The 25,450-nt window shown below is 51.0% G+C and carries 21 protein-coding genes; 9 read left to right on the top strand and 12 right to left on the bottom strand.

Going from position 1 to position 25,450, the window contains the following annotated elements:
- Nucleotides 1-6: 6 nt before the first annotated feature.
- Entirely contained in the window at nt 7-816 is an 810-nt protein-coding gene (locus BM318_RS06645; protein WP_092981671.1) for a glycogen/starch synthase, read from the bottom strand.
- 102 nt (nt 817-918) lie between these two features.
- Here BM318_RS06645 and panC point away from each other — a divergent pair, with 102 nt between their 5' ends.
- Genes panC through radA form a run of 5 tightly spaced genes read left to right on the top strand, consistent with a single transcriptional unit; the run spans nt 919 to nt 5,661 of the window.
- The gene (panC, locus tag BM318_RS06640) at nt 919-1,767 is read left to right on the top strand and encodes a pantoate--beta-alanine ligase (protein WP_092981669.1); all 849 of its coding nucleotides are present in this window, start codon (nt 919-921) and stop codon (nt 1,765-1,767) included.
- A gap of 18 nt (nt 1,768-1,785) precedes the next feature.
- The gene (gene panD / locus BM318_RS06635; RefSeq protein ID WP_092981667.1) at nt 1,786-2,136 is read left to right on the top strand and encodes an aspartate 1-decarboxylase; all 351 of its coding nucleotides are present in this window, start codon (nt 1,786-1,788) and stop codon (nt 2,134-2,136) included.
- Between the two features lie 2 nt (nt 2,137-2,138).
- Nucleotides 2,139-3,107 carry a lysylphosphatidylglycerol synthase transmembrane domain-containing protein gene (locus tag BM318_RS06630; protein WP_092981665.1) on the top strand — a complete coding sequence of 323 codons (969 nt, stop codon included), beginning with the start codon at nt 2,139-2,141 and terminating at the stop codon, nt 3,105-3,107.
- A gap of 19 nt (nt 3,108-3,126) precedes the next feature.
- On the top strand, nt 3,127-4,272 hold the full coding sequence (locus BM318_RS06625) for an alpha/beta hydrolase (RefSeq protein WP_092981663.1): 1,146 nt from the start codon (nt 3,127-3,129) through the stop codon (nt 4,270-4,272).
- A 30-nt stretch (nt 4,273-4,302) separates the two neighbouring features.
- Nucleotides 4,303-5,661: a DNA repair protein RadA gene (gene radA, locus BM318_RS06620; RefSeq protein ID WP_092981661.1), complete on the top strand. Its 1,359-nt coding sequence runs from the start codon at nt 4,303-4,305 to the stop codon at nt 5,659-5,661.
- 25 nt (nt 5,662-5,686) lie between these two features.
- Here radA and BM318_RS06615 read toward each other — a convergent pair whose 3' ends face one another.
- Together BM318_RS06615 and BM318_RS06610 are read right to left on the bottom strand one after the other, a co-directional pair.
- Complete coding sequence (locus tag BM318_RS06615; protein WP_092981660.1) at nt 5,687-6,727, bottom strand: NADP(H)-dependent aldo-keto reductase; 1,041 nt, start codon at nt 6,725-6,727, stop codon at nt 5,687-5,689.
- A gap of 41 nt (nt 6,728-6,768) precedes the next feature.
- Nucleotides 6,769-7,533, bottom strand: coding sequence for an exodeoxyribonuclease III (locus tag BM318_RS06610; RefSeq protein WP_092981659.1), 765 nt, complete (start codon nt 7,531-7,533; stop codon nt 6,769-6,771).
- Nucleotides 7,534-7,662: 129 nt separating this feature from the next.
- Here BM318_RS06610 and BM318_RS06605 point away from each other — a divergent pair, with 129 nt between their 5' ends.
- Nucleotides 7,663-9,732, top strand: coding sequence for a TonB-dependent receptor domain-containing protein (locus tag BM318_RS06605; RefSeq protein WP_092981657.1), 2,070 nt, complete (start codon nt 7,663-7,665; stop codon nt 9,730-9,732).
- 31 nt (nt 9,733-9,763) lie between these two features.
- On the opposite strand, the gene BM318_RS06600 is transcribed toward BM318_RS06605, so the two are convergent.
- A complete protein-coding gene (locus BM318_RS06600; RefSeq protein WP_092981656.1) occupies nt 9,764-11,305 on the bottom strand; it encodes a glycine--tRNA ligase in 1,542 nt (513 codons plus the stop codon).
- Nucleotides 11,306-11,337: 32 nt separating this feature from the next.
- Nucleotides 11,338-12,237, bottom strand: a complete 900-nt coding sequence (locus BM318_RS06595) for a hypothetical protein (RefSeq protein ID WP_092981655.1) — start codon at nt 12,235-12,237, stop codon at nt 11,338-11,340.
- Between the two features lie 165 nt (nt 12,238-12,402).
- Between BM318_RS06595 and BM318_RS06590 the strand changes: the two genes are divergently transcribed.
- Nucleotides 12,403-12,984: a ComF family protein gene (locus BM318_RS06590; RefSeq protein ID WP_092981653.1), complete on the top strand. Its 582-nt coding sequence runs from the start codon at nt 12,403-12,405 to the stop codon at nt 12,982-12,984.
- A gap of 47 nt (nt 12,985-13,031) precedes the next feature.
- The gene (locus tag BM318_RS06585) at nt 13,032-14,690 is read left to right on the top strand and encodes an Ig-like domain-containing domain (RefSeq protein WP_092981652.1); all 1,659 of its coding nucleotides are present in this window, start codon (nt 13,032-13,034) and stop codon (nt 14,688-14,690) included.
- On the opposite strand, the gene BM318_RS06580 is transcribed toward BM318_RS06585, so the two are convergent.
- From BM318_RS06580 to BM318_RS06565, 4 genes are read right to left on the bottom strand one after another with little or no spacing between them, the layout of a single operon-like run.
- The gene (locus BM318_RS06580) at nt 14,674-15,444 is read right to left on the bottom strand and encodes an amidohydrolase (protein WP_092981651.1); all 771 of its coding nucleotides are present in this window, start codon (nt 15,442-15,444) and stop codon (nt 14,674-14,676) included. The genes BM318_RS06585 and BM318_RS06580 overlap by 17 nt on opposite strands.
- 26 nt (nt 15,445-15,470) lie before the next feature.
- Nucleotides 15,471-15,947, bottom strand: coding sequence for an ankyrin repeat domain-containing protein (locus BM318_RS06575; RefSeq protein WP_092981650.1), 477 nt, complete (start codon nt 15,945-15,947; stop codon nt 15,471-15,473).
- Nucleotides 15,948-15,989: 42 nt separating this feature from the next.
- Nucleotides 15,990-17,369, bottom strand: a complete 1,380-nt coding sequence (locus tag BM318_RS06570; protein ID WP_092981648.1) for a DUF5689 domain-containing protein — start codon at nt 17,367-17,369, stop codon at nt 15,990-15,992.
- Nucleotides 17,366-19,846 (bottom strand): TonB-dependent receptor, encoded by a 2,481-nt coding sequence (locus BM318_RS06565; RefSeq protein ID WP_143099935.1) that lies wholly within the window; start codon nt 19,844-19,846, stop codon nt 17,366-17,368. Before BM318_RS06565 ends, BM318_RS06570 begins: the two co-directional genes overlap by 4 nt.
- A 98-nt stretch (nt 19,847-19,944) precedes the next feature.
- On the opposite strand from BM318_RS06565, the gene BM318_RS06560 reads away from it, so the two are divergent.
- Nucleotides 19,945-21,015, top strand: a complete 1,071-nt coding sequence (locus BM318_RS06560; protein WP_245759759.1) for an endonuclease/exonuclease/phosphatase family protein — start codon at nt 19,945-19,947, stop codon at nt 21,013-21,015.
- On the opposite strand, the gene BM318_RS06555 is transcribed toward BM318_RS06560, so the two are convergent.
- From BM318_RS06555 to BM318_RS06545, 3 genes are all read right to left on the bottom strand, one after another.
- Nucleotides 20,999-21,607, bottom strand: coding sequence for a 3-keto-disaccharide hydrolase (locus tag BM318_RS06555; protein WP_092981644.1), 609 nt, complete (start codon nt 21,605-21,607; stop codon nt 20,999-21,001). The genes BM318_RS06560 and BM318_RS06555 overlap by 17 nt on opposite strands.
- A 42-nt stretch (nt 21,608-21,649) precedes the next feature.
- Complete coding sequence (locus BM318_RS06550) at nt 21,650-22,087, bottom strand: hypothetical protein (RefSeq protein ID WP_092981642.1); 438 nt, start codon at nt 22,085-22,087, stop codon at nt 21,650-21,652.
- Between the two features lie 109 nt (nt 22,088-22,196).
- Entirely contained in the window at nt 22,197-25,436 is a 3,240-nt protein-coding gene (locus BM318_RS06545; protein ID WP_092981640.1) for a TonB-dependent receptor, read from the bottom strand.
- Between the last annotated feature and the right edge of the window lie 14 nt (nt 25,437-25,450).

Below are 25,450 nucleotides of genomic sequence, written 5' to 3'. Positions count from 1 at the left end.
CTAAAATCAGTTTAAAACTTCTGTGTTGTAAAAATCGGCATAGGCCTCTTCGAATTCCTGTAAAGGTACGTAGGGCAAGACCGGCTTGTCGAGGTTGGAGATATAGTCTTTTAAGTCTTCCGGAATCCCTTCGGCTGCTAATATAACGGCGTCCGAATAATCCACGGCTACTTTTAACAAATTATTGTAGGTAGGGGGGCTAACCGCCTCAATGCGATCTTCCGGAATGCTGTCAAAAGCCATTTTATTGCTGATCTCAGGGTTGAGGTTTCCCTCGAAGCTTTTCCCGTATATCGAGGTTACAATCTTGCTGTCTGCAAACAAAGGCTCATCGGCATAATACTCCCGCAAATAAATTGGCAAGAGGGAAGCCATCCAACCGTGAACGTGGATGATATCCGGGGACCAATTTAGTTTCTTAACGGTTTCCACTACCCCCTTGGCAAAGAAAATGGCACGCTCATCGTTGTCTTTGAAGAGTTCCCCCTCTTCATCGGTAAACGTCGCCTTCCGCTTGAAGTACTCCTCGTTGTCGATAAAGTATACCTGAATACGCTCCTTGGGAATGGAGGCCACCTTAATAATCAGAGGCATGTCCATATCGTTGATTACCAGGTTCATACCAGATAATCTTATGACTTCATGCAACTGATGCCTGCGTTCGTTGATGTTGCCGTATCTCGGCATAAAGATCCGGATTTGACCCCCTTTGCTGTTCACCATTCGCGGTGCTTCATAGGACATTAGGGAGACTTCGTTTTCCGGGAGGTAAGGGACTAATTCTGAAGATACAAACAATATCTTTTTACCATTCATACAGGCCTGATTTTATTGGAGCTGAAAACGTAGCTGCAAAAGTACAAAAATTATGCAGAATAGCCGTAATTATAGTAAGTTTGCACGCTATTTCAACAAAATATGAAGGTGTTGACAACCCGCGGGGAAATGCGGGATTTACGTGATAAAACCAGAGCAGACAAGCTATCGATGGGCCTGGTTCCCACAATGGGCGCGCTCCATAGCGGACACCTTGAGCTGGTTTCCCGAGCGCTCGAAGACAACGACCTGGTCGTAGTCAGCATCTTCGTGAATCCCACTCAATTCGATAACCCGGAGGACCTCGAAAAATATCCCCGAACCCTTGAGAGGGATTTGGAATTACTTCGGGAGCGCTCTCCGAAGATCGTAGTCTTTGCCCCTGAAGTTTCTGAGATGTACACCGAAGCTATCGTTTCGGAACCCTGGGATTTTGAGGGTCTGGACAAGGTAATGGAAGGTGCTTATCGGGATGGACATTTTGAAGGGGTGGCAACCATTGTTAGCCGCTTATTACTCACTGTAGGACCGGATCGGGCCTATTTCGGGGAAAAGGATTACCAGCAGTTACAGATTATCCGGCAGCTGGTCAGCAATCGGAACATTCCCGTAGAGATCGTGCCCTGCCCTATTGTGCGGGAGGAAGACGGCCTGGCCATGAGTTCACGCAACCAACGCCTGACAAAAAGGCTGCGAAAAGAGGCAAACTTTATCTACAAATGCCTCATAGAAGCCAAATCCCAATTTGGCATGAAAAATGCAATAGACATTGCGGAAAATATCCGAGGGCAATTTGCGAAGCACCCCGACTTTAAATTAGAGTATGTCGAGATCGCAGATGCCGCAACACTGATGCCGATCAAATCGGGCGATGACGCAGCGAAATACCGCATTTTTATCGCCGCTTTTCTGGGAGGTATCCGGTTGATAGACAATATGCCCCTTAATTAACTTACGTATCTTTGCCCCATGCAAATTGAAGTTGTCAAGTCCAAGATTCACCGCGTGCGCGTTACTGGCGCAGACCTGAATTATATCGGATCGATTACGATCGATGAAGATCTTATGGACGCCGCAAATATTATCCAGGGTGAAAAAGTCCAGATTGTGAACAACAATAATGGCGAACGCCTGGAAACTTACGCAATCCCCGGACCCCGGGGAAGCGGGGAACTAACCCTTAATGGTGCCGCAGCCCGGAAGGTAGCTGTGGGGGATATTCTTATCCTGATTACCTATGCTCACATGCCTATAGAAGAAGCGCGGAACTTTAACCCCGCTCTGGTCTTCCCGGACGAAGCCACCAACCTGCTGAAATAATTTTGGATGCCCGCCTGAAAAAAGCGCTCAAAATTATCCTGCCCCTGGCGTTGGGTCTCTTCCTTATTGGCTATTCCTACAATATGACCTCGGAGGAAGACCGAAGGATTATCCTGAAATATATCCGGCAGGCGAATCCTTTCTGGTTGATTATCTCCCTGCTTATCGGGATATTCAGCCATGTCAGTCGGGCGATCCGCTGGAACTACCTCCTGGAACCCATGGGTTACAAACCCAAGCTCCGGAACAATATCCTGATCATATTGATGGCCTACCTGGCCAATCTTGGAATTCCGAGATCCGGTGAGTTTTTAAGGGCTACCGCCCTGGCCACGTATGAGGGTGTCCCGTTTCAAAAAGGATTTGGCACCATCGTAACCGAGCGGGTGGTAGACCTGATCATGCTTTTCCTGGTCATTTTAGTTGCCTTGATATCCCAGACGGATATTATCCTGGGGTACCTGTCCGAAAGTGGCCTGGGCCTGGGCATTAGCATTGGGTTGCTGGTAGGAGGAATTCTGGGGCTGTTCCTGCTACGGGCCTTCCTGAGAAGGTCATCATCACCCCTTGCCCTGAAACTTCGGGACTTTATTCGCGGGCTTCTCGAGGGGATTACCTCCATCTTTAAAATTCGCCAGCGATGGGCTTTCCTCGCCCATACCTTGCTGATATGGGGTGCCTATATCGCCATGTTTTGGGTCATTAAATACACCGTTGCCGAAACCCTCTCGTTGAGTTTTGGGGAATTGCTGGTGGCCTTTGTCGCCGGGGCTTTTGCCATGACCGCCACCCCCGGGGGGCTCGGGCTGTATCCGATTGCCGTGGCCCAGGCCCTGATGCTCTTTGGGATCAGCTCCAATTCCGGGGAAGCTTTTGGCTGGATTATGTGGATTACCCAGACCCTGATGGTCTTTGTTTTTGGTGCAATATCTTTCCTCCTGCTGCCGTTATGGAACAGGGCTGATTCATAGCCCTTCTAAACGCCGGCATATGAACCGTTTTCTTGCTACAGCCTTGTTGCTGTTCGTCTTAGTTCCCGTATCCGCCCAGGTAAAACGGGAAATATTTGAATCCTTTAAACTCCAGGAACGTCGGGATGTTTCCTACTATATTCCCGAAGATTATACCCCGGAGAAAGCCTATCCGCTGGTTATCGTCCTCGATGCCGAACGCCTTTTTGATCAGGTTGTGGCCACCTCGCGCTATTACAGCGAATTTCAGGGGATGCCGGAAACCATTATTGTAGGTATCGACCAGAATGAGGCCGACCTGCGCTGGTTGGATTGCGGATTTGATGAGGTCTCCGGCTTACCTACCGATCGCGGAAAGAATTTCTATGAATTTCTGGGGATGGAAATCCTCCCCTATTTGCACAGTGCCTATAATGCTGCCCCTTTCAAAATGATTGTGGGGTACGACATCACGGCAAATTTTGGGAACTTCTACCTGTTTAAGGATAAGTCCCTGTTCGATGCCTTTATCAGCATTTCCCCCTTACTGGCTCCGGAAATGGAAAGCCGTATCCCGAATCGCCTGAGCGATTTAAACCAGAAAATATTCTACCACCTGATTGTCGAGGGACAGTCCTCCGGGGATAATGCCCGGATAGCCGAACTCAACAAAAGGTTGCAGCAACTCGATAAAGAAAGCCTTACCTATTACTACGACAAGTACGAGGAAGCCGATGAGGTTTCGGTGGCTACTTTCGGGATTGGCAAGGCCTGGGGACGGACTTTTGAAGTGTTTAAGCCCATTAGTCCTAAGGAATACCGGGAGGAGTTGTTGACCACTGAAGGTCCGGTCTACGATTACCTGGAAAACAAATACACTACCATTCGGGAGCTATTTGGATTCGAAAAGGAGGTTGCGCTGAACGATATCGTCGCCACCTACGCCGCTATCCGGAAAAAGGAAGATTGGGAATCCCTGAAGCCGCTTTCCGACCTGTGCAAAGCATCCTACCCGGACACCATGCTTGGTTTCTACTTCGAAGGAGAGTACTACGAAATTATCGGAGAACCCAAGAAAGCTTTGAAGACCTTTGAGAAGGCTTTTGGTATGGATGAAATCGATTTCCTGACCAAAGAAATGGCCCTCGATAAAATGGATGCACTGAAGGCCGATTTCGGGTTTTAACCTATCTTTAGCCATTGTGAAATTTCGCGAATGGCTAAGACCAAAACAGCATTTTTTTGTCAGAATTGCGGTACCCAATACGCCAAATGGGTAGGGCAGTGTTCGTCTTGTAAGGAATGGAACACTATTGTGGAGGAAGTCCTGGAGCGTAAGCCGGCCAAATCCTGGCAGAGCGAAAACAAACCCATCACAAGCAATAAGCCGCGAGCCGTTACCGAAATCGGAGCGGGCAAAGAAATGCGGATTCCTACCGGGGACGCCGAACTGGATCGCGTTCTGGGAGGCGGCCTGGTTCCCGGATCGCTTACGTTAATTGGCGGAGAACCGGGAATAGGCAAGAGTACACTAATGCTCCAAACCGCGCTGCAACTTCCCTTGCGCGTCCTATATGTATCCGGGGAGGAAAGCCAACGACAAATTGCCATGCGGGCCGAACGCCTGGGTAACCTGAGCGAAAACTGCTTTATCCTCACCGAGACAAATACCGCACGCATATTTTCTGAGATCGAATCCCTGGGGCCTGAACTGGTGGTGGTGGATTCCATACAGACCCTGCACAGCGACTACCTGGAGGCCGGAGCCGGAAGTATTTCGCAAATCCGGGAATGCACCGCAGAACTGATTTCCTTTGCCAAACAATCCCAGATCCCGGTAATCCTCATCGGACACATTACCAAGGACGGGAATATCGCCGGGCCCAAGATCCTGGAGCACATGGTCGATACCGTATTGCAGTTCGAAGGGGATCGCAACTACCTCTTTCGCATCCTTCGCGCGCTGAAAAACCGCTTTGGTTCCACAGCAGAACTGGGAATCTATGAGATGAAAGGCAGTGGCTTGAGGCAGGTTGCCAATCCTTCGGAAATTCTCATTTCCAACCAGAACGAAAGGCTAAGTGGAACGGCGGTTGCCGCTACCCTGGAAGGTATGCGCCCCCTGCTGATCGAGATCCAGGCATTGGTTAGTTCGGCTGTTTACGGAACGCCGCAGCGTTCGGCTACGGGATTTCCAGCCCGTCGTCTGAATATGCTCCTGGCGGTGCTGGAAAAGCGGGCCGGGTTTAAACTGGCTGCAAAAGATGTTTTCCTGAATGTAACCGGGGGCATACAGGTCGACGATCCGGCGATAGACCTGGCGGTACTGGCAGCCATACTTTCCAGTAATGCAGACATTGCCCTGGAAGGCGGCTATTGCTTTGCCGCGGAAGTGGGATTGGCCGGGGAAATTCGTCCGGTCCCCCGCATTGAACAGCGCATAGGAGAAGCCTCGCGTTTGGGGTTCAAAACCATCTTTGTGAGTGCAAAAGCCTCCTTGCCGAAAACCCCGCAAAAAATTGAAGTGCGCAAAGTCTCCAAGGTAGAAGAACTGGTCCGGGCACTATTCGGATAAATCCCAAGAATAGCCTGCCTTAAAGTTATGGCGCCGGATTCGGAATCTGACTGTGAACGGCTTCGATTTCCTCCAGTATCTCATGGTTGAGATGCACAGCACTACTCCCGATATTTTCCCGAAGTTGTTCCATGGTGGTAGCCCCGATAATGTTACTGGTCATAAATGGCCTGCCGGTTACAAAAGCCAGGGCCATCTGTGTCAGACTCAGGCCATGCCGTGTCGCGATCTCCTGGTAAGCCCGGGTAGCTTCTACCGCAGTGTCCCCGCTATAGCGTGAATAATTGGGGAATAACTTCAATCGGGCATTCTCTGCCGCACTATCATTGAGGTACTTCCCGCTAAGGACCCCAAATCCAAGTGGGGAGTAGGCCAGCAGTCCGATACCGGATCTCATGGAAATTTCCGATAAGCCCACTTCGAATAATCGATTCAATAAACTGTAGGGATTCTGTATGGTAATCATCCGGGGCAGGTTCTGATGGACCTTGGCTTCTTCCAGAAAGCGCATGGTGCCCCAGGGGGTTTCATTGGAAAGCCCTACCTGACGGATCTTCCCTTCGGCTACCAGAGCGGCCAGGGTTTCCAGTACCTGATGGATATTGTCTTTCCAGTGATCCGAAGAACTGTGCGTATAACCGCGCTGCCCGAAATAATTGGTGTTGCGTTCGGGCCAGTGCAATTGATACAAATCCACATAGTCCGTTTGCAGCCGTTCCAGACTGGCATCCAGCGCCTCACGAATAGATTCCGGACTGAATCCGGTAGTGCGGATATGTTTGGTAAATGGCGCCTTCCCGGCAATTTTTGTGGCGAGGACGACTTTGTCGCGATTGCCTGTTTTCGCAAACCAATTTCCGATATACTTTTCAGTAAGGAAGGGATAATCCGGGTGCGGGGGGATAGGATAGAGTTCCGCCGTATCAAAAAAGTTCACTCCGTGGTCCAGGGCATAATCCATTTGCTCATGGGCCTCGGACTCGGTATTCTGCCTTCCCCAGGTCATGGTTCCCAGGCAAATTTTGCTGACTTCAATATCTGTATGTGGAAGCTTGGTGTATTCCATGGTATCTATCGTATTTACGTAAGGGTTTCCCCGCTCAAATTTTATTTTTCCAGTTCAACAAGTATCGGGCAGTGATCGCTATGAACCGCCTGCGGCAGGATCACGGACCGCTTTAATTGCTGTTCAAGGGCCTCGCTAACCATGGCATAATCCAGCCGCCAGCCCTTATTTTTTGCCCGGGAGTTCGCCCGGTAACTCCACCAGGTATAGTGGTGCGGTGCAGTATTGAAATAGCGAAAGCTGTCGATAAACCCGCTGGCTATAAAGTTACCGATCCATTCCCGCTCTACCGGCAAAAACCCGGAAACATTCTTATTGCGAACCGGATCATGGATGTCGATAGCCTGGTGGCAAATATTATAATCCCCCAGGATAACGAGATTGGGTTTTTCCTCCCGCAATCGGTCTATGTATTGCTGGAAGTCGGCCATATACTGTAGTTTGTGCTCCAGCCGGGCAATATTAGTGCCCGACGGCAGGTACAGGCTCATCACCGAAAGGCCGTTGAAATCCGCCCGTAAATTGCGGCCCTCCCGATCCATATAATCGATCCCGGTTCCGTATTCCACGTGGTCCGGGCGTTTTTTGGATAAAATGGCCACCCCGCTATAGCCTTTCTTTTCTGCGGAGAACCAATAATGGTAGGGATAACCCGCCTTTTCGAACACTTCCAGTTCGAGCTGTTCCTTCATTGCTTTTATCTCCTGAAGGCAGATTACATCCGGGTCAGCTTGCTGCAACCAATTCAGGAAACCCTTTCCCAGGGCTGCCCGGATTCCATTGACGTTATAGGAGGCAATTTTCAAGCGGTTGGAATAACTCTATTCGGAATTGATCACAAAAGTAAAGCGCAATTCCCGCTTTGAAAAACAGGATGCCGAATTTAGGTATCTTTAGAAGCCAAACCCGAACCCATTGAGTGCTTCCCATCCGGAATGATCAAACGTTGCCCCCTTGTTTTACTGTTGCTATTCCTCGCCTTCCCGATCCAGGGACAGGATTCTATTATTGCCCTGGATGAGGTTATCCTGAAAGTGGAATCCCGGAAATTGAATCCCCTGGGGGATATTCCCTCTGAAGTCCTGACCAGTCGGGCAATAGCGCTGAATAATCCAACCGATTTTGCGGGCACCATCAATATAGTCCCCGGCGTATACTTTCTCTCAGGGGCGCTGAATACCAACCGGATTACCATTCGCGGGATAGGTGCCCGTACCCTGTTTGGGACGGACAAGCTGCGCATGTACTACAATGATATTCCCGTGACTAATGGAACGGGAACTTCTACCCTGGAGGCCTTTGACCTGGAAAACCTGAGCGCCATCCGCGTAATCAAGGGACCCAAGGCTGGCAACTACGGCGCTGCGCTGGGTGGGGCGCTCTTGCTCGGCTCCCAGGATCAGGGTGCAACAGGATTTCGAATGTGGAATCGAACGGTAACCGGCTCCTACGGACTCTTCAAAAATAACCTCGGTTTGCACTATGGGGATAGTCTCCTCCAGCTTACCCTACGATACAACCGCTTGACTACCAACGGATACCGCGAAAACAATTACTTTGACCGGGATGGCCTCTTATTGGACCTCTCCTACAAGGCCGGCCGCCGACACCAGCTTGGGGTATTAGTAAACCATATCGATTACCGGGCGGGTATCCCAAGCTCCCTCAGCCGTACGGCTTTCGAAGAAGATCCTACCCAGGCCGCATTTACCTGGGCCCAAAGCCGGGGCTTCGAAGCCAACCGTTATACCCTGGCCGGGCTTTCCGACAGAATATCCCTGGGTAATAGTCTGGAAAATATCACCAGTATATTTGTGAGTTACCTGGACCATTACGAACCCAGACCGTTCAATATACTGGACGAATATACCCTCGGATATGGTTTGCGTTCGGTGTTTCGGGGTCGCATTGGTCCGGGGGAAAACTCGGGGCGCTTTGAACTGGGGGTTGAACAGTATCGGGACGAATACGCCTGGAGTACCTTCGAAAATCTGTACCGCGAAAACGAAGGTCAAGGAAGCCTACAAGGCGATCGCCTGAGCCGCAATCGGGAGTTTCGCACCTATGCCCAGTGGTTTGGACGATTGGAAGTGCCCCTTACCACTGCCTGGCGGGCCACAGCTACCCTGGCCCTGAACAAGACCAAATACGAGTATCAGGATTTATTCAACACCGGGGTGACGAACCAGTCTGGGGAACGCGACTTTGACCCCATTATCCTACCCGGGTTCACCCTTCGTTATGACCCGGGATCGGGCTCCTTTGCTTACGCAAATGCCAGTCGGGGATTCAACAATCCCAGCCTGGAAGAATCCCTGAATCCGGATGGGGTAATCAACCCCGAAATAAGTCAGGAAAAAGGCATGAACTACGAATTGGGTGGGCAGCTGGAGTTGTGGCAACGCGCCTTGCAAATCCGGGGAGCCCTGTACTGGATGGAAATCAAAGACCTGCTGGTTGCGGATCGTGTTGGAGAAGATCAGTTTATAGGTCGCAACGCAGGTTCCACCCGCCACCGGGGCCTGGAAGTCAGTGCTGAGTATCGCAAGGCCCTCAGTCAAAATCTGCGAATTAACCCTTTCATTTCCTATACCCTGAATGCCCACCGTTTTCAGGATTTTGTCGATGGAGACAATGACTTTTCCGGGAACCCGCTTACCGGGGTTCCCAGAAACCGGGTTTACGGGGGTTTTCGAATGGATACCAACGCAGGGAGCTTCCTCTCCCTCACCTGGCAATATGTGGATCCCATGCCACTAACGGATGCGAATACCCTGAACAGCGAGGCCTACCAGCTAATTAACCTGCAGGCCGGGCATCATTTTAATCTCCTGCCCAAAGTCCGTGCCCGGTTAGATTTCGGGATCAACAATTTGGGAAATCGCCGGTACGCCAGCTCCGTCCTGATCAATGCGGGAAGCTTTAACGGGTCTGAACCGCGCTACTTCTATCCGGGAAATGCCCGGAATTACTTCCTAAGCTTACGCCTGGATTACGGAGGTTAAATCCTAAAATAATCGCTGGAGCCAGCTTTTTCTAGAGTTTCTGCAACCACTGGCGCATGTCTACTACTTCCCCTATTCGCGCCTTGAGTTCAGCAATGGGTACCCGCTCCTGCTCCATGGTGTCGCGATGGCGCAAGGTAACGGTCTTATCTTCCAGGGATTGGTGATCTACTGTAATACACAACGGTGTTCCCACGGCATCCTGACGCCGGTACCTGCGGCCTACCGCGTCTTTTTCGTCATAGTCTACCAGGAAATCCCACTTGAGCTCTTCCACGATTTCGTGGGCCAGCTCCGGTAAGCCATCGCGCTTGATCAGCGGGAGAACCGCTGCCTTGGTCGGGGCCAGAACGGCAGGGAGTTTCAGGACGGTACGTGTACTACCATCCTCCAGGGTTTCCTCCTGTAAGGAATGGGAGAATACAGCGAGGAACATGCGATCCAGGCCAATGGAAGTCTCAACTACGTAAGGCGTGTAATGCTCATTGAGCTCAGGATCAAAGTATTGTAATTTCTTGCCCGAGTATTTTTCATGGTTAGCCAGGTCAAAATCTGTACGGGAATGGATTCCTTCCAGTTCCTTGAAACCAAATGGGAAGCGGAACTCAATATCGGCGGCAGCATCGGCATAGTGTGCCAGTTTCTCGTGATCGTGGAAGCGATAATTCTCACTACCCATCCCCAGCGACAGGTGCCATTTGAGCCGGGCTTCTTTCCAGTGCTCATACCACTCTTTTTGCGAACCGGGACGGATAAAGAATTGCATTTCCATCTGCTCGAATTCCCGCATCCGGAAAATAAACTGCCGGGCGACGATCTCATTTCGAAAGGCCTTCCCGATCTGTGCAATCCCAAAAGGGATTTTCATACGGCCGGTCTTCTGAACATTCAGGAAATTCACAAAGATTCCCTGGGCAGTCTCTGGCCTGAGGTACAAGTCCATGGCCGAATCGGCAGAGGCGCCCAGCTTGGTGCCAAACATCAGGTTAAACTGCTTGACGTCGGTCCAGTTTCGCGAGCCGGAAAGCGGGCAGGCAATTTCCAACTCCTCGATCAAAGCCTTGACATCTGCCAAATCTTCCCGTTCCAGGGATTGACCCAAACGCTTTAATATCGCCTGGCCCTGCTCGCGGTACTTAATGACACGCGGGTGGGTGGTTACGAATTGTTCCTCATCAAAATCATCTCCGAATCGCTTGCGCGCCTTGGTAATCTCTTTCTCGGCCTTCGCCTCGAGCTTGGCAACATAATCTTCTACCAGAACATCCGCGCGGTAGCGCTTCTTGGAGTCCTTGTTGTCAATTAGCGGATCGTTGAAGGCGTCGACGTGTCCCGAAGCTTTCCAGGTGGTCGGGTGCATGAAAATCGCGGCATCAATGCCCACGATATTCTCGTGGAGCTGCACCATGGCCCTCCACCAGTATTCCCGGATATTCTTTTTGAGTTCGGCCCCTTGCTGCGCGTAGTCATAAACTGCGCTAAGGCCATCGTAAATCTCACTGGATTGGACAACGTACCCATACTCCTTGGCGTGGGATACGACTTTCTTGAAAACGTCTTCTTGATTTGCCATTCGGCAAATTTAGGACAATCGGTAAAACCTGCCTACTTCAATTCAAATTCCCGGCTGGCAAGTAGTTTTTCGTCTTCAAAGACGTTCATGGTATAAATTCCAGGGGAAAGGGATCCCTCCGGTACCTCGATGAAGTCACAAATCTCCAGGCGTTCTCCCATAAAAAGGAGTTCGACCCGTTTGCTGTAGATATTCCCGTTAACGGAAACGAGTTTTTCCTTGTCTTCAATAACCCGCATGTCGGGCCCGAGGAATTGCAGATACAACACTTTTTCCTGATTGGTCTCATTGGGATTGCCCACAACCGTAGCACATCCTCTCAGGTATACGACAGTAGACGCCTTGTTGGTCCTTACTTCACCACGTCCCGATCGCGTTCTGAATGCGCTACCATCCGGGTTTTCCAGTTTCAAATAGCTTTTACGCCGTAATTCCTGATTGAGCTGCCGGTTTCGCTCGCGCAAGGCAGCCTCGGCCTGAGCCAGGGAACTGCTCTGCCCCCGAAGGTCTTCCAGCATGCGCTGGGTTTCTTCGTATTTCTGGGTAATCAGGTTGTTGTTGTATTCCAGGAAGTTGTTTTTGAGCTTGATACTGTCGTATCGTGCTTCCAATTTGCGGAGTTCTGTTCGAAATTCGCGCAGTCGGTTGATATCGTATGTCAGGCGGCCAACAGAATCCATCAATTGATCTACCCGCAATTTGCTATCCTCCAGTTCGATCTCATTGACCTCATTCAGGGCAGAAAGCCGGTCTACATCGGCACGCAGCAAGGTTATATCCTTGATGAGCAGGTTGCGTTCCTGTTCCAGGTAGGAAATCTCGGTCTGGGACTGTGCATAGCTGTAGTAAAAGGCAATGAGAATGCCTATGATTACCGCAACAAGGGCAGCCAGGAGGACTTTGAAATTAAATCTGTTATCCTGAAGATTCATCCGAGATAGCGACTAAGTAGGTTTTTCCGGGCCTTTTCCATGAGCCGTGAATTGTCAAAAATACTAAATGATCTAGTGAACCTTTGGGTCCCCCGGCGGTGTTTTGGATGTAATGCGCATTTATATCGGGGAGAGCGCTATTTGTGTGCATTTTGTCGACATGAAATGCCCCTTACCGAGTACAATTTTGGCAAAGAAAACGACATAGACCGGAAACTCTATGGCCGGTGCCGGTTCGAAAAAGCTGTTTCCCTGCTCTATTTCGAGCGCACAGGGCTGGCACAAACCCTTATCCATGCCCTTAAATACAGGCGGATTGAGCCTATCGGAAAATTCCTGGGAACCTGGATGGGAGCTTCCCTCGTGCAGGATCCGGAACTCCCCAAAATCGATTGGGTAATCCCTGTTCCGCTACATCCGGTGAAACAACGAAAACGCGGCTACAATCAATGTGCTCTTTTTGGGAAGACCCTGGCCGGTATTCTCCAGGCAAACTGGGGGGAAAACTACCTGCTCCGAAAGGGTACAGGGCGCTCGCAAACCAAGGAAAACCGGGGTTTAAGGGCCAGGAACGCCCAAGCCGCTTTTCAGGGAGAAAATTTAGACCAGCTCGGGAACAAAAGCGTCCTGCTTGTAGATGACGTCATAACTACCGGCGCTACCCTGGAGGCTTGTTGTCTTGCCCTTAGTGAAACCAGTGGGAAACCCCCGCGTATTTATATCGCTACAATGGCCGCGGTTCTTTAGTTTTTCCTTAGTTTTTCGTTCGGGAATTATATCGTTTCTTTGCCCTGATGCTACCCATTTTTCGTCGCACACTGTCCCTGATTTTCGGCCTGGTAATCCTCATTGCCCTGTCCCAATGCGGGCGCAGGGGAAACCCGACCGGCGGCCCCAAGGATGAAACCCCTCCGGTATTACTCCGATCCGAACCCAACCAGGGCACTACGAATTTCGATGCTTCCCGCATTCGGCTGTACTTTGATGAATACATCAAACTGGAAAAGTCAGACGAGCAACTCATTATTTCACCCCCTATGGAGTATGCCCCTGAGCTCAGCCCCCTGGGAGGTACTTCCAAATATGTAGAGGTCCGGATAAAGGATACCCTCAAGCCTGAAACCACCTACACCCTGAATTTTGGCCAAAGCGTTGTGGACAATAATGAGGGGAATCCCTATAATTTGCTGACTTATGTGTTTTCCACCGGGGATTATCTCGATTCTCTTGAGCTTACCGGAGTTGTTTCCGATGCCTACGAGCGCTCTGCGAAATCTTTCATCAGTGTTATGCTCTACGCCCTGGATTCTACCTATTCCGATTCGCTGATCTACAAAAAACCGCCCTACTACCTGACCAATACCTTGGATAGTGCGGTAATTTTCCAACTGAAGAACCTCAAAGCGGGGGCCTATCGCCTGATCGCCATCAAAGACGAAGCGCGAAACAATATTTTTAACCCCAGGGCAGACCAGATCGGATTTGTCGCCGATACGGTAATGGTTCCCAGCGATACCACTTACTTGTTGCGGATGTTCCGGGAAATCCCGGCTTACGAGGCTGCCCGGCCCTCCTTTGCAGCCAGCAACCGCATTCTCTTTGGATATTTTGGGGGTAAGGCTCCCGAGGTGGAATTGCTGACGCCCCTGCCGGACAGTGTCCGGACCTTACTGCGACCCGTGCCCGGGAAGGATAGCCTGAATTTCTGGTTTACCCCTATGGAAGTAGACTCCCTGATATTCACTGTAAACAGTCCGGAGCCACGAGTGTTCAGGGACTCCCTGGGTAACGAGGAATCCCTGATAGTTCGGGACACCTTCAGTATTAAACCGACCAAGTCGGATCCGGATTCCCTGCTGCTGCAATGGAACAAACGCGGGGAGGTCGTACCCATCGACAGCCTCTTTGTTTCGGCTACCGTTCCCCTGGCAGCTGTTGATTCCTCTAGATTTCGGTTGGTTGATCAGGACACCCTTCCGGTCGATTTCACCCTTACCCTGGATACGCTGAAGAATCGGGTAAACGTCAATTTTGAAAAGGAGCTGAACAGACAATACAGCCTCGAAATCCTACCCGGGGGAATTACCGACTTTTTCGCCAGCCAGAACGATACCATCAATACCCGTTGGGCCGTTGGCAATGCGGCCGACTACGGAACGCTTCGGTTTACCCTTGCGGGGGCGGTCACCTATCCCGTGATCCTTGAATTGACCAATTCTCGGAATGAGTTGGCTCGCAGGTTAATTCAGGAGGAAGCCGGGGAAATTACCTTTGCATGGCTCAGGCCGGATACGTATCGGCTGCGGGTGATCTTTGATGAAAACGGCAATGGCCGCTGGGATACAGGGAATTTTCTGGAAAGAAGGCAGCCCGAAAATGTACTTCATTTCCCAAGACCCATCGAAATGCGGGCGAATTGGGACAATCGCGAGGTCTTTACCATCCGGGAGTAAAGCTATCCCGGTCGTTGAGAAATGGTAGTTTTTGGCGAATTTCAAGAAGTTTTTCACGGTCCAGGGACACGGAAACCACCTCTTGTTGCTCGGAATAGGCCAATTGTTCCCCTAAAGCATTGTAGGCGCTTGTATGTCCGATAAAAGTCAGGCCGTTTTGATCGTTGCCCAAACGGTTTACCCCCACTACATAGGCCATGTTTTCAATTGCTCTTGCCCTGAGTAAGGTGTCCCAGGCCAATACGCGGGGCTCCGGCCAATTGGCCACATAAAGCAAGAGGTCGTAATCTTCGGTGTTCCGGCTAAAGACAGGGAATCTCAAATCATAGCAGATTTGGGGGCATATCCTAAATCCCTTGTACTGCCAAACTACTTTCTGATCCCCGCTTTTATACGCCTTGTGTTCCCCGGTAAGTGTAAAGGTGTGGCGCTTATCATAAAAATGGAATTGTCCGTCCGGACACATAAAAATAAAGCGATTAGCGTAACCGGTTTCCAAAGGCCAGACAAGGCTGCCCGCCAACGCAATATTCATGGAAGCTGCGCGGTCCCGCATCCATTCCAGGGTACGGGCAGCAGCGTCGCGCTCAACGCGTTCGGGATTCATTGTAAAACCAGTGCTGAACATTTCCGGTAGCACAACCAAATCGGTTTGCTCCGATACAGCAGCCAACATGCGGTCAAAATTCTCCAGGTTCTTATCTGGGGATTCCCAAACGAGGTCGGACTGAAGCAGGGCAAGGTGTAACTTCATGATCTTTTTCGGCTTTCCGTGCCGGATTAACCGGCTTCGGTCAACAGGGCCTCCATTTCGGGCAAGCCCTGGCTCCGGGCATGGAATAAGGCGGTATGACCGCGGGCATCTTTCGCGGATAAATCTGCCCCATGCTCTACCAGCATACGGGCTATTTCGAACTTGTTGAAACTTACCGCAAAGATCAGGCAGGTGGCACCCATTCCGCTGCGCGCATTAACATCGGCTCCGGCCTCGATCAAGACTCTAGCAGATTCCGTATGGCCTTTAAAACAGGCACCCATCAGGGCCGTATTACCAGAAGCATCCGTAGCATCTACAGCTATCCCCAGACCCAACAGGTGTTGGACGAGTTCATGGTGGTTGTAGTAAGCGGCGAGAATGAGGGGGGTAGAACCCCTGGGATCGCGTTGTTCGGCGAGCTTGGGATCTTCTGCCAACGCTTGCTTGGAAGCAAACAAGTTTCCATCCCGCACCAAATCAAAAAAAGCATTCGCATTCATAAGCTAAAGGTACGAAAACTATCCCGGTCAAAAGGGGCGGAATCAATTGGAATCCGGGTGTTTTCCAGGGGTATAATCCTCCGGGGCCTGCCCGGGTTGAAGCAATGTCCCGGCGGCACCCGTATCATTCGATATAATCCACTGTTCCGGTAAAAACACCGGTGATGCCGTTTCTATTTCAGCCCTGCGAAGTGCCCGGCCATCTTCAAACTCATGGGCAGTTCCGCTGCCATCTTCCCCCGGGATTCCAAAGACATCGACCACCTGGTCAAAGGGATCCAACAGCACAATGTTATCATCGCCATTGGAATCCGCAGGGCCGTTGGTCCGAACCAGCAAATCTGCCATTATCCCGTAAACCGCGCTGAAATTGTCTCCCCGGGCAGCGATCACCAGGGTTTCCCCGGGCAATAAGCGCAAACCATCTAAGGGTACCATACCCCCAGGGGTGTCGTTACCGTTGGTAAATCGGACCAATTTCCAGGCATCTAACCGAACCGGTGTTGCATCGGAATTGTACAATTCAATGAACCGTGCCCCCGCATCGTTTTCGGGATCCGCAATTTCGGAAATCAGGATCCGGTCGGATTGCATAGGAGGATACTGGGTGTTGCAATCTGGTTGGTCAAATTCCAAGTCTTCCGCATCCCGCAACAAGATTTGGTATTCCCCCGGGCTACCCCGCAATATGCCGGTTACCGTACCATTACCAGCCGGAAGGGTGTCCTGATAAAAATCCGAGTACCCACTGTTGACCAGGTTCAACTTCCCCCCGAAACAATCGACCAGGGGAATCAGGGTTTCCTGTTGATATTCGGCATAGGTAGGAATGGTGTTTTCCGGATCGATTTCCAGGCCTTTCAAGGCGACCAGACTATGTACTTGAATCGCTTTGAGTGAATCCAGTGGAATCGGTAGCGGTGAGATCATTTCGGCTGCGCCGCAAGCCAGGGACAGACGTTCCAGGGTCACTGCGGCCGGAATGCGATCCAGGGTGATGTTACCAAAAACCTCCCTGGGACTCCCCAGGGCCAATCCGGAGCCTTCCTTGTCCAGAAATAAGCCTTGCAAATCGAGCCGAACCAGGCTTCCTTCGGGGAAATAGGCATGGGTATCCAACAAATCCGTTTTCACCAAGAGCCCCGGACCTCCTGGTTTTTCCTGAAGGTAAAGGGCGCCAAAAATATTTCCCGGCAAATCGGAGGAGACTACACGCAATTCAAGGAAATATGGGCGATCAATGGCACTGGCCGATCCCCGGTACAGGGACAACAGACTGTCCAGCGGAATTATTTCAAGAGAATCCACTGTTTCACAGGGATCCGGGATTTGGGCTTCCTCTGACGCGGGATTACAATTCCAGAGAAAATGAAGGGCTACCACAAGGGTAAGCAAAGAAATAGAGCTCGTTCGTAAGGTCATAGATTCAGGCTTAGATTAAGAAAATAGGTCCGCCCGTAGCCATTCCAGAACTTCGGGCCAAATGAAGGCCGTCCTCCCCGTGTATCTTCGGCATAAACAGGAAGGGAGGCCAATCTGCCCTGCTGATATCCCCCGGAGCGATACGGTCGGTTTAACAGGTTATTCAGTCCCAGGAAAGCACTGAGATACTTGCCATGAAAGCGCCAGGATTTTCCCAGGCTAAGATTCAGGAGATATACCCCATCCAGTGTTTCAGACCGCTTAGACTGCGCGATGACCCCAGGAGGAATCGTGGAGTCCTCAAGCGTAATCGCTTCGGTGAGGAAGGTTGCTGTTCGTCGCATCAGGGCCGGGATAAGCGGACGGGAGCCCAGGTAGCTGAGTCGCAAATCCATCCACCAGAACCGCGGACTGCGATAGGCCAGGCTGAGCGATCCGGCCAGTTCTGGAGCATTGGGTATGGACTGTCCTTTCAACTGTGCCTTTCCTGCATCCAAAAAGCCCGAGCTGGGCAAGGGATCCGTGGCCTGCCTATCGGGCCGGGTAAAGAGTTGAACCCTTGGGTTGGCCAGGTGTCTCCATCTTCCAGCAGAAACTGCGAGGCCAAGAGTAAACTCAGGGTCGAGCTGAATTTCCAAACCGGTTTCTATCCCGAAGTGCAAGCTGCTGTAGCCCCAGCTGGCCTCCCGAACAAAGGCGGATCCCACGGCAGTTTCTGTAAAATAGGATTTCAAATCCCGACCTCCATTAACCCGGAAATAATATCCACTTACCCTGCCTTTAACCCGTGGATGGCGGAGAAACCAGTTCAGGCTTCCCCCGGTATGAACCCGGGGACTTGTATCCGGAAAGGGCAGATCGCGTTGTCTGGAATCGACATAAGCCTGGTGTAATTCAGGTGGAAGGGAGCGATAAGTATAATACGCGAAAAACCAGTGTCGCCCGCTGAGGCGATACCCCAATCCAACTTTCAAGGCCTGGGAGGTAAATTGCTGAACTGCGGATCTACCCAGAGATTCTTCGGGATATCTTTCGTTTCTGAAGAGGCCTGTACGATGGTAAGCCCGCATACCAAAGGACAATCCCAGGGCAAATTCCCAATGGGCAAGTTGTCGTTGTGCCTGAAACCCCAGCTTCCAATCGCGCTTGAATAAATGATAGGAATACCCTACCCGCTCCCCAACTTTTTTATCGGTCTTACCCCCCAGGTCGTTTGCGGTCTTCGAAAATGGATCCCAATCCCGGTGATATGAAGCTCCCAGTAAATCCTTTAGTTCCTGTCCAAATTCAAGGCGGGTGTTCGCCGCTTCAATAAACCCAGTAAATTCCCAGGGGTAAGCCGGGAGGTAAGCAAGCGTTGAACGCAGGCTCCACATCCGGGTGGCCATAAAATCGGCGAGAACCGCATAACGCGCCGCTTGCTCCGATCCAGCCAACGTGTTGGCTTGCCTTAGGCGGTTCCAGTTGAGTTGCGGTTGATTGACCAGGTTGGTCTCAGCAACCCAGGCATTCCAGTAATTCGATCCCAGCGGACTGTTCAGATAGAAGGACGGGAGATTTCGGTAATAAACCGGATCCGGATTCGATGCCCCGAAATAGTTTAACCGCTCCCGGCCTTCCTCCCCGCCCAGATAGCCCAATACCACATCGGCTTTTAACCGACTGCCACGGTAGCGGTATTGCAAACCGATCAAGGGGAGATTTTCTGAACGCAAGCGCGCATTTCTGATTTCCCCATGGTCCCAGCCCCACTGCGGATTGTACCGGGCTCCGGCATGGCTCAGGACCTCCTCGGTTAGCGCGGGACGTGTCCCCCTTTTGATTGCGGCCAGTAATCCAAAAATGCCTACTTCATGCGATTTTGTCGGTGCCCACTGGAGCATCCCATAGGCCCCAACGGATCGGTAGGGAGTTCCGTGTACATAGCCCGTTGCCGCATGGCGATGGGAGAAAGACAGCAACAGGTTCAAGCCATTTGGCCGCGACCCGGAATTGTAGGTAATCATTTGACGCCAGCGGTAATTCCGGTTCGCAGACGAAAGCGTCAGGCGTATTCCTGGTCGCAAAGCATTTGGTCGTGCTTTCAGGGCCCGAAGCTCCCCGAGGCTGCCAAATCCATTCCCATTAAAAGCCAATCCCAATGCCTGTCCCGGATTGCGACCAATATCCGTGAGGCCTCCAAGTCGATTCCAGTCCGGACGACCATCGAATGGACTGTTCAGACCAAGTCCATTCAAAAAGAGCTTTTGCTCCTCCTGCCCCAAGCCGCGCAATCGGAACCATACTGCCCCAAAATCAAAAGCGGCACGCCTGAGGAAAAAATCATTGGCCCTGCCCAACAATTCGGTGCCCTGATCCTCTTGTTCCCCACCCTCCACCAAAGCGGTAGTTAGCAAGAACTCATCTCGCTGCGCAACTAACTCGAAAGCCGCCTGAAGGCACAACAGCAACAATAAACAGGTCCGAGGGTATCGCATGGGGCAAACCTAGACGCCCGGTGTGCAAGCTCCATTCATGTCTGGAGCCTAAATTGCCCCCGCTTAACTGCCACAAGCTACAACGAATCCTATCGGCAATGAAGTTTATATCGAGCACCCATATTTCAGCCCTGCTTTCCATAGTCCTGCTATCCTGCGATCCTCCGCCTTCCCAGCAGGAATCCGGTCCCAAGTATCAGGTGCGCACCCTGGCGTTCTACAATGTCGAAAACCTCTTTGATACCCGCAATGATAGCCTGACCGATGATGACGAGCGCACCCCGGAAAGCCCGCTGCAATGGACCCGGGATCGCTATGAAAAGAAGCTGCAGCATATCGCCCGGGTACTCGCCGAAATCGGGAGGGATGAGGCCCGGCGCCTTCCCGATCTTATTGGACTGTGCGAGGTAGAAAACCGGCAGGTCCTGGAAGATTTAATTCGCCAGGCTCCCTTACGGGATGGAGGCTATGGGATTGTCCATGAAGACTCTCCGGACCATAGGGGAATTGATGTGGCCTTGTTGTACCGAAGATCCCAGTTTATCGTGCTCGAACAACAATTCCGGGAACTCAAGCTAAGAACACGGGAAAACCGTCACAGAAAGACCAGGGATCAACTTATTGTAAGCGGATTACTCAATGGGGAGCCACTATACCTGGCTGTAAATCATTGGCCTTCGAGAAGCGGGGGGCAAGGTAGTACGGAGCTTTACCGCATGCAGGCAGCCGCTTTGCAACGCGCCATTTTGGATTCCCTGCTGAAGTTTGACCCCAAAGCCCGGTTCATTTCGATGGGCGACTACAATGACAACCCTGACGATCCCAGCTTGCGGTATGGCCTGGGGACCAGAGAGTTTCGGGATAGCCTTCCCGCCTGGTTAACCTATAACCCTATGGGAGCGTTTTATAAAAAGGGTGCAGGTACCCTGGCCTACCGGGATCAGTGGAGCCTGTTCGATCAGGTTCTATTTAATGGGTGTTGGTTTGAAGGCGATGGAGGATATAAATTCTGGAAGGCGGGGATATATAATCCAGACTACCTGAAGACTCCGGAAGGCCCTTTTAAGGGATATCCTTATCGGACTTATGCAGGTGGAAATTATTTAGGGGGCTTCAGCGACCATTTCCCGGTTTATGCCCTGCTGATCCGACCTATTCCGGAACGGTAAGCTGGATATTCCGCCATTTGACACGAATCCCGCCACCATCGTGTATTTGAAGGGCTATTGAACCTTCCCCGGCCCCGATTTTGGCATCGGTAATGGACACCATCTCCACCCCATTGAGCCAGGACGTGAGGGTATCCCCATTCATGCGGATTTTAAGGGTATTCCACTCCCCTTCTTTCAATACAGATTCCTTGGATGGATCGGGCTTAATGAGCCAGCCCCTTCCATAGGATTCATAGACTCCCCCGGTATGTTTTCCAGGAGGAGCAACTTCGACCTGCCATCCGCTGACCTTGGTGCCTTCCACGGTGGAGCGTACAAAAACACCACTATTGCCATCGGCCTCCTGCAGGAACTCCAGGCTCAATTCAAAGTCTTTATAGTAGTCATCGGTTGCCAGATAACCATACTGAGCATCCGGACCGCTTTCAGAAATCAGGAGACCGTCTTCTACATACCAGCGTTCGGTGCCGTATGCCGTCCACCCGTCCAGGTTTTTCCCGTTAAATAAATCGATTTGCGCCTGGGAAGTCGTAAAAACAAACCCGGCCAGAAAAGCGAGGAGTAATTGCGAAGATGTCAGCTGTTTCATCGTATGGTAGCTAAATTGTTTTGTTCCGGTTTAATCCGAGGATTACCCAAACCATTGACCCCAGGGAATCCTGCTTAAAATCAGCACGAGTCCTAAACCATAAAAGATGGCAATACTCTTAAACTTGGGTTTCCCGTCCAGGAATTTTTTGTGCCGCGACCAGCCAATGGTGATCAAGGCGATGGCGATAATATTGATAAGCGGATGCTCTAGAGCCAGCAGGCGGGCCGGGGCGTTCAGGCCACCGACACCAAATTCGTTTAAGGCAGCCAGGCCATTTGACGAAAACGCCCATAGCAGCAAGCCAAGGACGAGCTGGATATGGCAAATGATGAGCGTAAACAGGCTCAGGCGCAAGTCGCGCCCCATTGTGAACACCTTATTGCCCATCCATCCCGAGACTGCATTCAACACAGCGAGAATTAATAAGCCAAGGGCCACATAGGCCAGATAAGAGTGAACGGATTGGAGAATTTCCATGTGCGAGGGTTTTGGCTAAAGTTACGGTTTTGGAACAAAAAAAACCCGGCAAATATTGCCGGGTTTAATTTTATGCCTGCATTGATTATCGCAGGGAAGCCATTGCTACTTAGTTAAAGATGTAGCGCAGACCGATTTGTGCTTGCCAACGGGAAGAAAAGAATCCCTGGTCTCCGATTTCCTCAAAGTCAGGTGTTCCATCTGGTGCAACCACCGCATCGTTAATCTCGAAAGTAGGCGTATCGCCGGTAGAGATAGTCGTAAGCGGGCTTACCTCACTACGAACAAACCTGCGTTTTCCCCATTCCTTGTTCAACAAGTTGGTGAAGTTGAATATGTCCGCAGAAAACTGGAAGGTATGGTTCTTCCCACCAAAGTTCAGGCTGAAATCCTGCAGAACTTTCAAGTCTAAAATATGACTCCATGGACCACGGGAACCATTACGCTCTGCGTAGTTACCGCGATTCTCACGCAAGTACTCCACGCTGTTGATGAAGGTGTCCAGACGCTCCCACTCTGCTGCCGGATCGTCTCCAACAAGTACAATCTCATTCTCAAATTCGGGAATGTAGATCAGGGCATTGTCACGGGAATCATCATTGAGCAGGTCACGTCCTTCGTTGTAGATGAAGCTGTATGGGCCACTCTGAGATCCTTCGTAGAATACCGCTACAGTAGTCTTGACATTGTCATTCCATGGAATCTCATACGAAGCGCTGGCCGTAATACGATTCCCCAGGGCAAAGTCAGATCGTGAAACTGGAATCTGTGTGTTCTTACCGTTAACCGTCTGGATGTTTCTCCATTGGGAACTGTTTTGTGAAGAAGTTCCGTCAAATACCTTAAAGGAGTCTCCATAGGTGTACGCAACAGAACCGGCAAATCCATTCTCAAAGGGCTTGGTCAGGGCAAAAGTCAGGTTTCGCGCGTATCCTCCACCGGTGTTCGAGGCAAGGTAAATCCCCTGGTAGGTTGGATCGATTTCGTCACGACGATCGTAGAACGGACGGTTATCGACTCCCTGGTAGTTACCTACTGGTCCTCTCAGGTTCAGGTTCTCGTAGTATACGTCGGTAATGACATCGGTATACAGGAAGTCTACTGTTGCGATCAGGTTCCACCAAGGGAGTTTCTGATCAAGAGCGAGGTTGTACTTAACTACCTGAGGCAATTTGAAATCCTTCGCAATCAGGTCAACATTACCCCCTGTTCCTCCTGAACCAGGCGCAGGATCTTCGAACTGATTGTTCACATTGGCTTCGAAAGGTTGTCCGAATTCGAACATGAAACCTCCGGTAACCCCGTTGTTGTTGTAGGTTCCTCCAGGCCATACCAGTGGCAGACGCGAGGTAAATACCCCGATTCCACCACGAATTTGGGTGGTGTAGTCGTTGTTGACATCCCAGTTAAACCCTAAGCGAGGGGCAAACATTGGCGTAGGATCGATTCCTTGTCCAACACGAGCTCCCTGCAGGTCTTTCCCGAAGGACTCCAGGATTGGAATGGTCCGATCGTTGAAGTCGTCGTTTTCAACACCGTCGCTCCAGTAAGGAATATCGATACGGGCTCCCAGGGTTAACCGGAAATTGTCCGCCATTTGATATTCGTCCTGAATGTAGAATCCAGCCTGGAAGGTATCGAACTCAGAAGCACCGGCTGATTCATCACCCACAGCTCCGTCTCCAACCAGGGAATAACCGTGCTGGTACACATCGGCGTCCTGTCCGGTAAGGAATTGATTCAGACCGGAGGACAGCAGGTTACCATCGTCATCGAATTGGTCTTCGAAAGTATAGTCTCCGAAGTTAAAGGCGAAGAACAGGTTCTTCATCTTGGCAAACTCCAGGTTGGCACCCAGGGTCACTGTGTGGGGACCGGCGTAGATCTCAAAGTTATTGGTAATGGTGAATACGTCCTGATCCAACAAGTTTGCTGTAGAGAATGGCTCAGAACCAAAGGAAATAGTTCCCCCCTGATCCTGGATGTCTACGGTTGGGAAAGGATCCCCGGCTGGATCGCGGTCGTCGCGAACGCGGGTATATCCCAGGATAAAGTTATTCGCAAATTTGTTTCCAAAACGGGAGTTCAATTCCAGAGCTACAGAAGTAGTCCGGGATTCGAAAGACTCAGAACCATTGATAAAGCCAATAAAACGGTCTCCGGAATTCCGGGCTTCCAGGTTGTCGGCCGTGGTGAGTCCGTATCGCAGCGATAACTTGTGATCCTGGTTAATGTTCCAGTCTATTTTTGCGGTAATACGGTTACTCTCAAGAGTACGGGTATTGTTGTTAAAAATCCCTGGATCGTAGCCGTAGGTATTAATGAGGAAGCTTCGTAAGTTGTCTAAATCAGCAAGGCTGGATCCCCCATCGTAGTTACTGAAGTTAAAAGGCTGGGGAGTCTCGTCCTCCTGACGCTCGTAGTTCAGGAAGAAGAAGAGTTTATCCTCGATAATAGGTCCTCCAATACGCGCACCATAGGTAAGGGCGCTGAAGTCAGAAACTTTTTCTCTTTCCTCTCCGTCGCCTACCAGTGAAGGTGGTGTTTTACCTACCAGGCTCTGGTTACGAACGAAAGCATATGCCGATCCTTCCCAATTGTTGGATCCGGAACGCGTAATCGCGTTGATCGATCCTCCGGAGAATCCGGACTGGCGAACATCAAAAGGAGCAATGTTGATCTGAAAGGTCTCGATGGCGTCAACAGACAGCGGGTTAACCCCGGTCTGACCTCCATTGGTACCTGATCCGGCAAGTCCAAAAACATCGTTATTTACAGCACCGTCGATGTAGATGGCGTTGTAACGGTTGTTCTGACCAGCCAGGGAAATTGAGAATCCATCGTTCCCTTCAGTTACCTGGGCCTGTGGCGTGGTACGAACAAAATCCGCAATGGATCGGGAAGCCGCAGGCAGGGTGGCTACCTGACGGGAGTTAATCGTGGTCTCCGTTCCGGTCTTGTTACCCCCGAAAATCCCACTTCCCTGTGCCGTAACCACAACCTCTTCCAGCGCTGTGGCCGATTCCGAGAGGGCTACATTAAATTGGGAAGTACGACCCAGTGTCAGGGAGATATTCTCCTTTACATTCTCCTCAAATCCAATATAGGAGAAGGTAATGCGGTAAGGTCCCCCGGCACGCATACCAGAAATACGGTAGAAACCGTCAAAATCGGCAGCAGCTCCATAGGTGGTCCCTGTGGGCGTGTGAACAGCGACAACAGACGCTCCGGCGAGTGGCTCTCCCGCAGGATCTGTTACCTGTCCGCTAATCGCCGAGGTGGTTACCCCCTGAGCGAAAGCAGCACTGGTTCCGAGCACCAGTACAAGTGTTAAAAGTAATTTTTTCATTTTCGAGTTATTTA

The organism is Robiginitalea myxolifaciens (genome assembly GCF_900115205.1).
Lineage (GTDB): Bacteria > Bacteroidota > Bacteroidia > Flavobacteriales > Flavobacteriaceae > Robiginitalea > Robiginitalea myxolifaciens.
Note: the sequence above shows the minus strand (reverse complement) of the source record. Positions and strands in the feature narration are given on the sequence as shown.

Coding starts and splice junctions, on each gene's coding strand:
- BM318_RS06645 (WP_092981671.1), bottom strand. CDS start 816: ATGAATGGTAAAAAGATATTGTTTGTATCTTCAGAATTAGTCCCTTAC.
- panC (WP_092981669.1), top strand. CDS start 919: ATGAAGGTGTTGACAACCCGCGGGGAAATGCGGGATTTACGTGATAAA.
- panD (WP_092981667.1), top strand. CDS start 1,786: ATGCAAATTGAAGTTGTCAAGTCCAAGATTCACCGCGTGCGCGTTACT.
- BM318_RS06625 (WP_092981663.1), top strand. CDS start 3,127: ATGAACCGTTTTCTTGCTACAGCCTTGTTGCTGTTCGTCTTAGTTCCC.
- radA (WP_092981661.1), top strand. CDS start 4,303: ATGGCTAAGACCAAAACAGCATTTTTTTGTCAGAATTGCGGTACCCAA.
- BM318_RS06615 (WP_092981660.1), bottom strand. CDS start 6,727: ATGGAATACACCAAGCTTCCACATACAGATATTGAAGTCAGCAAAATT.
- BM318_RS06605 (WP_092981657.1), top strand. CDS start 7,663: ATGATCAAACGTTGCCCCCTTGTTTTACTGTTGCTATTCCTCGCCTTC.
- BM318_RS06600 (WP_092981656.1), bottom strand. CDS start 11,305: ATGGCAAATCAAGAAGACGTTTTCAAGAAAGTCGTATCCCACGCCAAG.
- BM318_RS06595 (WP_092981655.1), bottom strand. CDS start 12,237: ATGAATCTTCAGGATAACAGATTTAATTTCAAAGTCCTCCTGGCTGCC.
- BM318_RS06590 (WP_092981653.1), top strand. CDS start 12,403: ATGCCCCTTACCGAGTACAATTTTGGCAAAGAAAACGACATAGACCGG.
- BM318_RS06585 (WP_092981652.1), top strand. CDS start 13,032: ATGCTACCCATTTTTCGTCGCACACTGTCCCTGATTTTCGGCCTGGTA.
- BM318_RS06580 (WP_092981651.1), bottom strand. CDS start 15,444: ATGAAGTTACACCTTGCCCTGCTTCAGTCCGACCTCGTTTGGGAATCC.
- BM318_RS06575 (WP_092981650.1), bottom strand. CDS start 15,947: ATGAATGCGAATGCTTTTTTTGATTTGGTGCGGGATGGAAACTTGTTT.
- BM318_RS06570 (WP_092981648.1), bottom strand. CDS start 17,369: ATGACCTTACGAACGAGCTCTATTTCTTTGCTTACCCTTGTGGTAGCC.
- BM318_RS06565 (WP_143099935.1), bottom strand. CDS start 19,846: ATGCGATACCCTCGGACCTGTTTATTGTTGCTGTTGTGCCTTCAGGCG.
- BM318_RS06560 (WP_245759759.1), top strand. CDS start 19,945: ATGAAGTTTATATCGAGCACCCATATTTCAGCCCTGCTTTCCATAGTC.
- BM318_RS06555 (WP_092981644.1), bottom strand. CDS start 21,607: ATGAAACAGCTGACATCTTCGCAATTACTCCTCGCTTTTCTGGCCGGG.
- BM318_RS06550 (WP_092981642.1), bottom strand. CDS start 22,087: ATGGAAATTCTCCAATCCGTTCACTCTTATCTGGCCTATGTGGCCCTT.
- BM318_RS06545 (WP_092981640.1), bottom strand. CDS start 25,436: ATGAAAAAATTACTTTTAACACTTGTACTGGTGCTCGGAACCAGTGCT.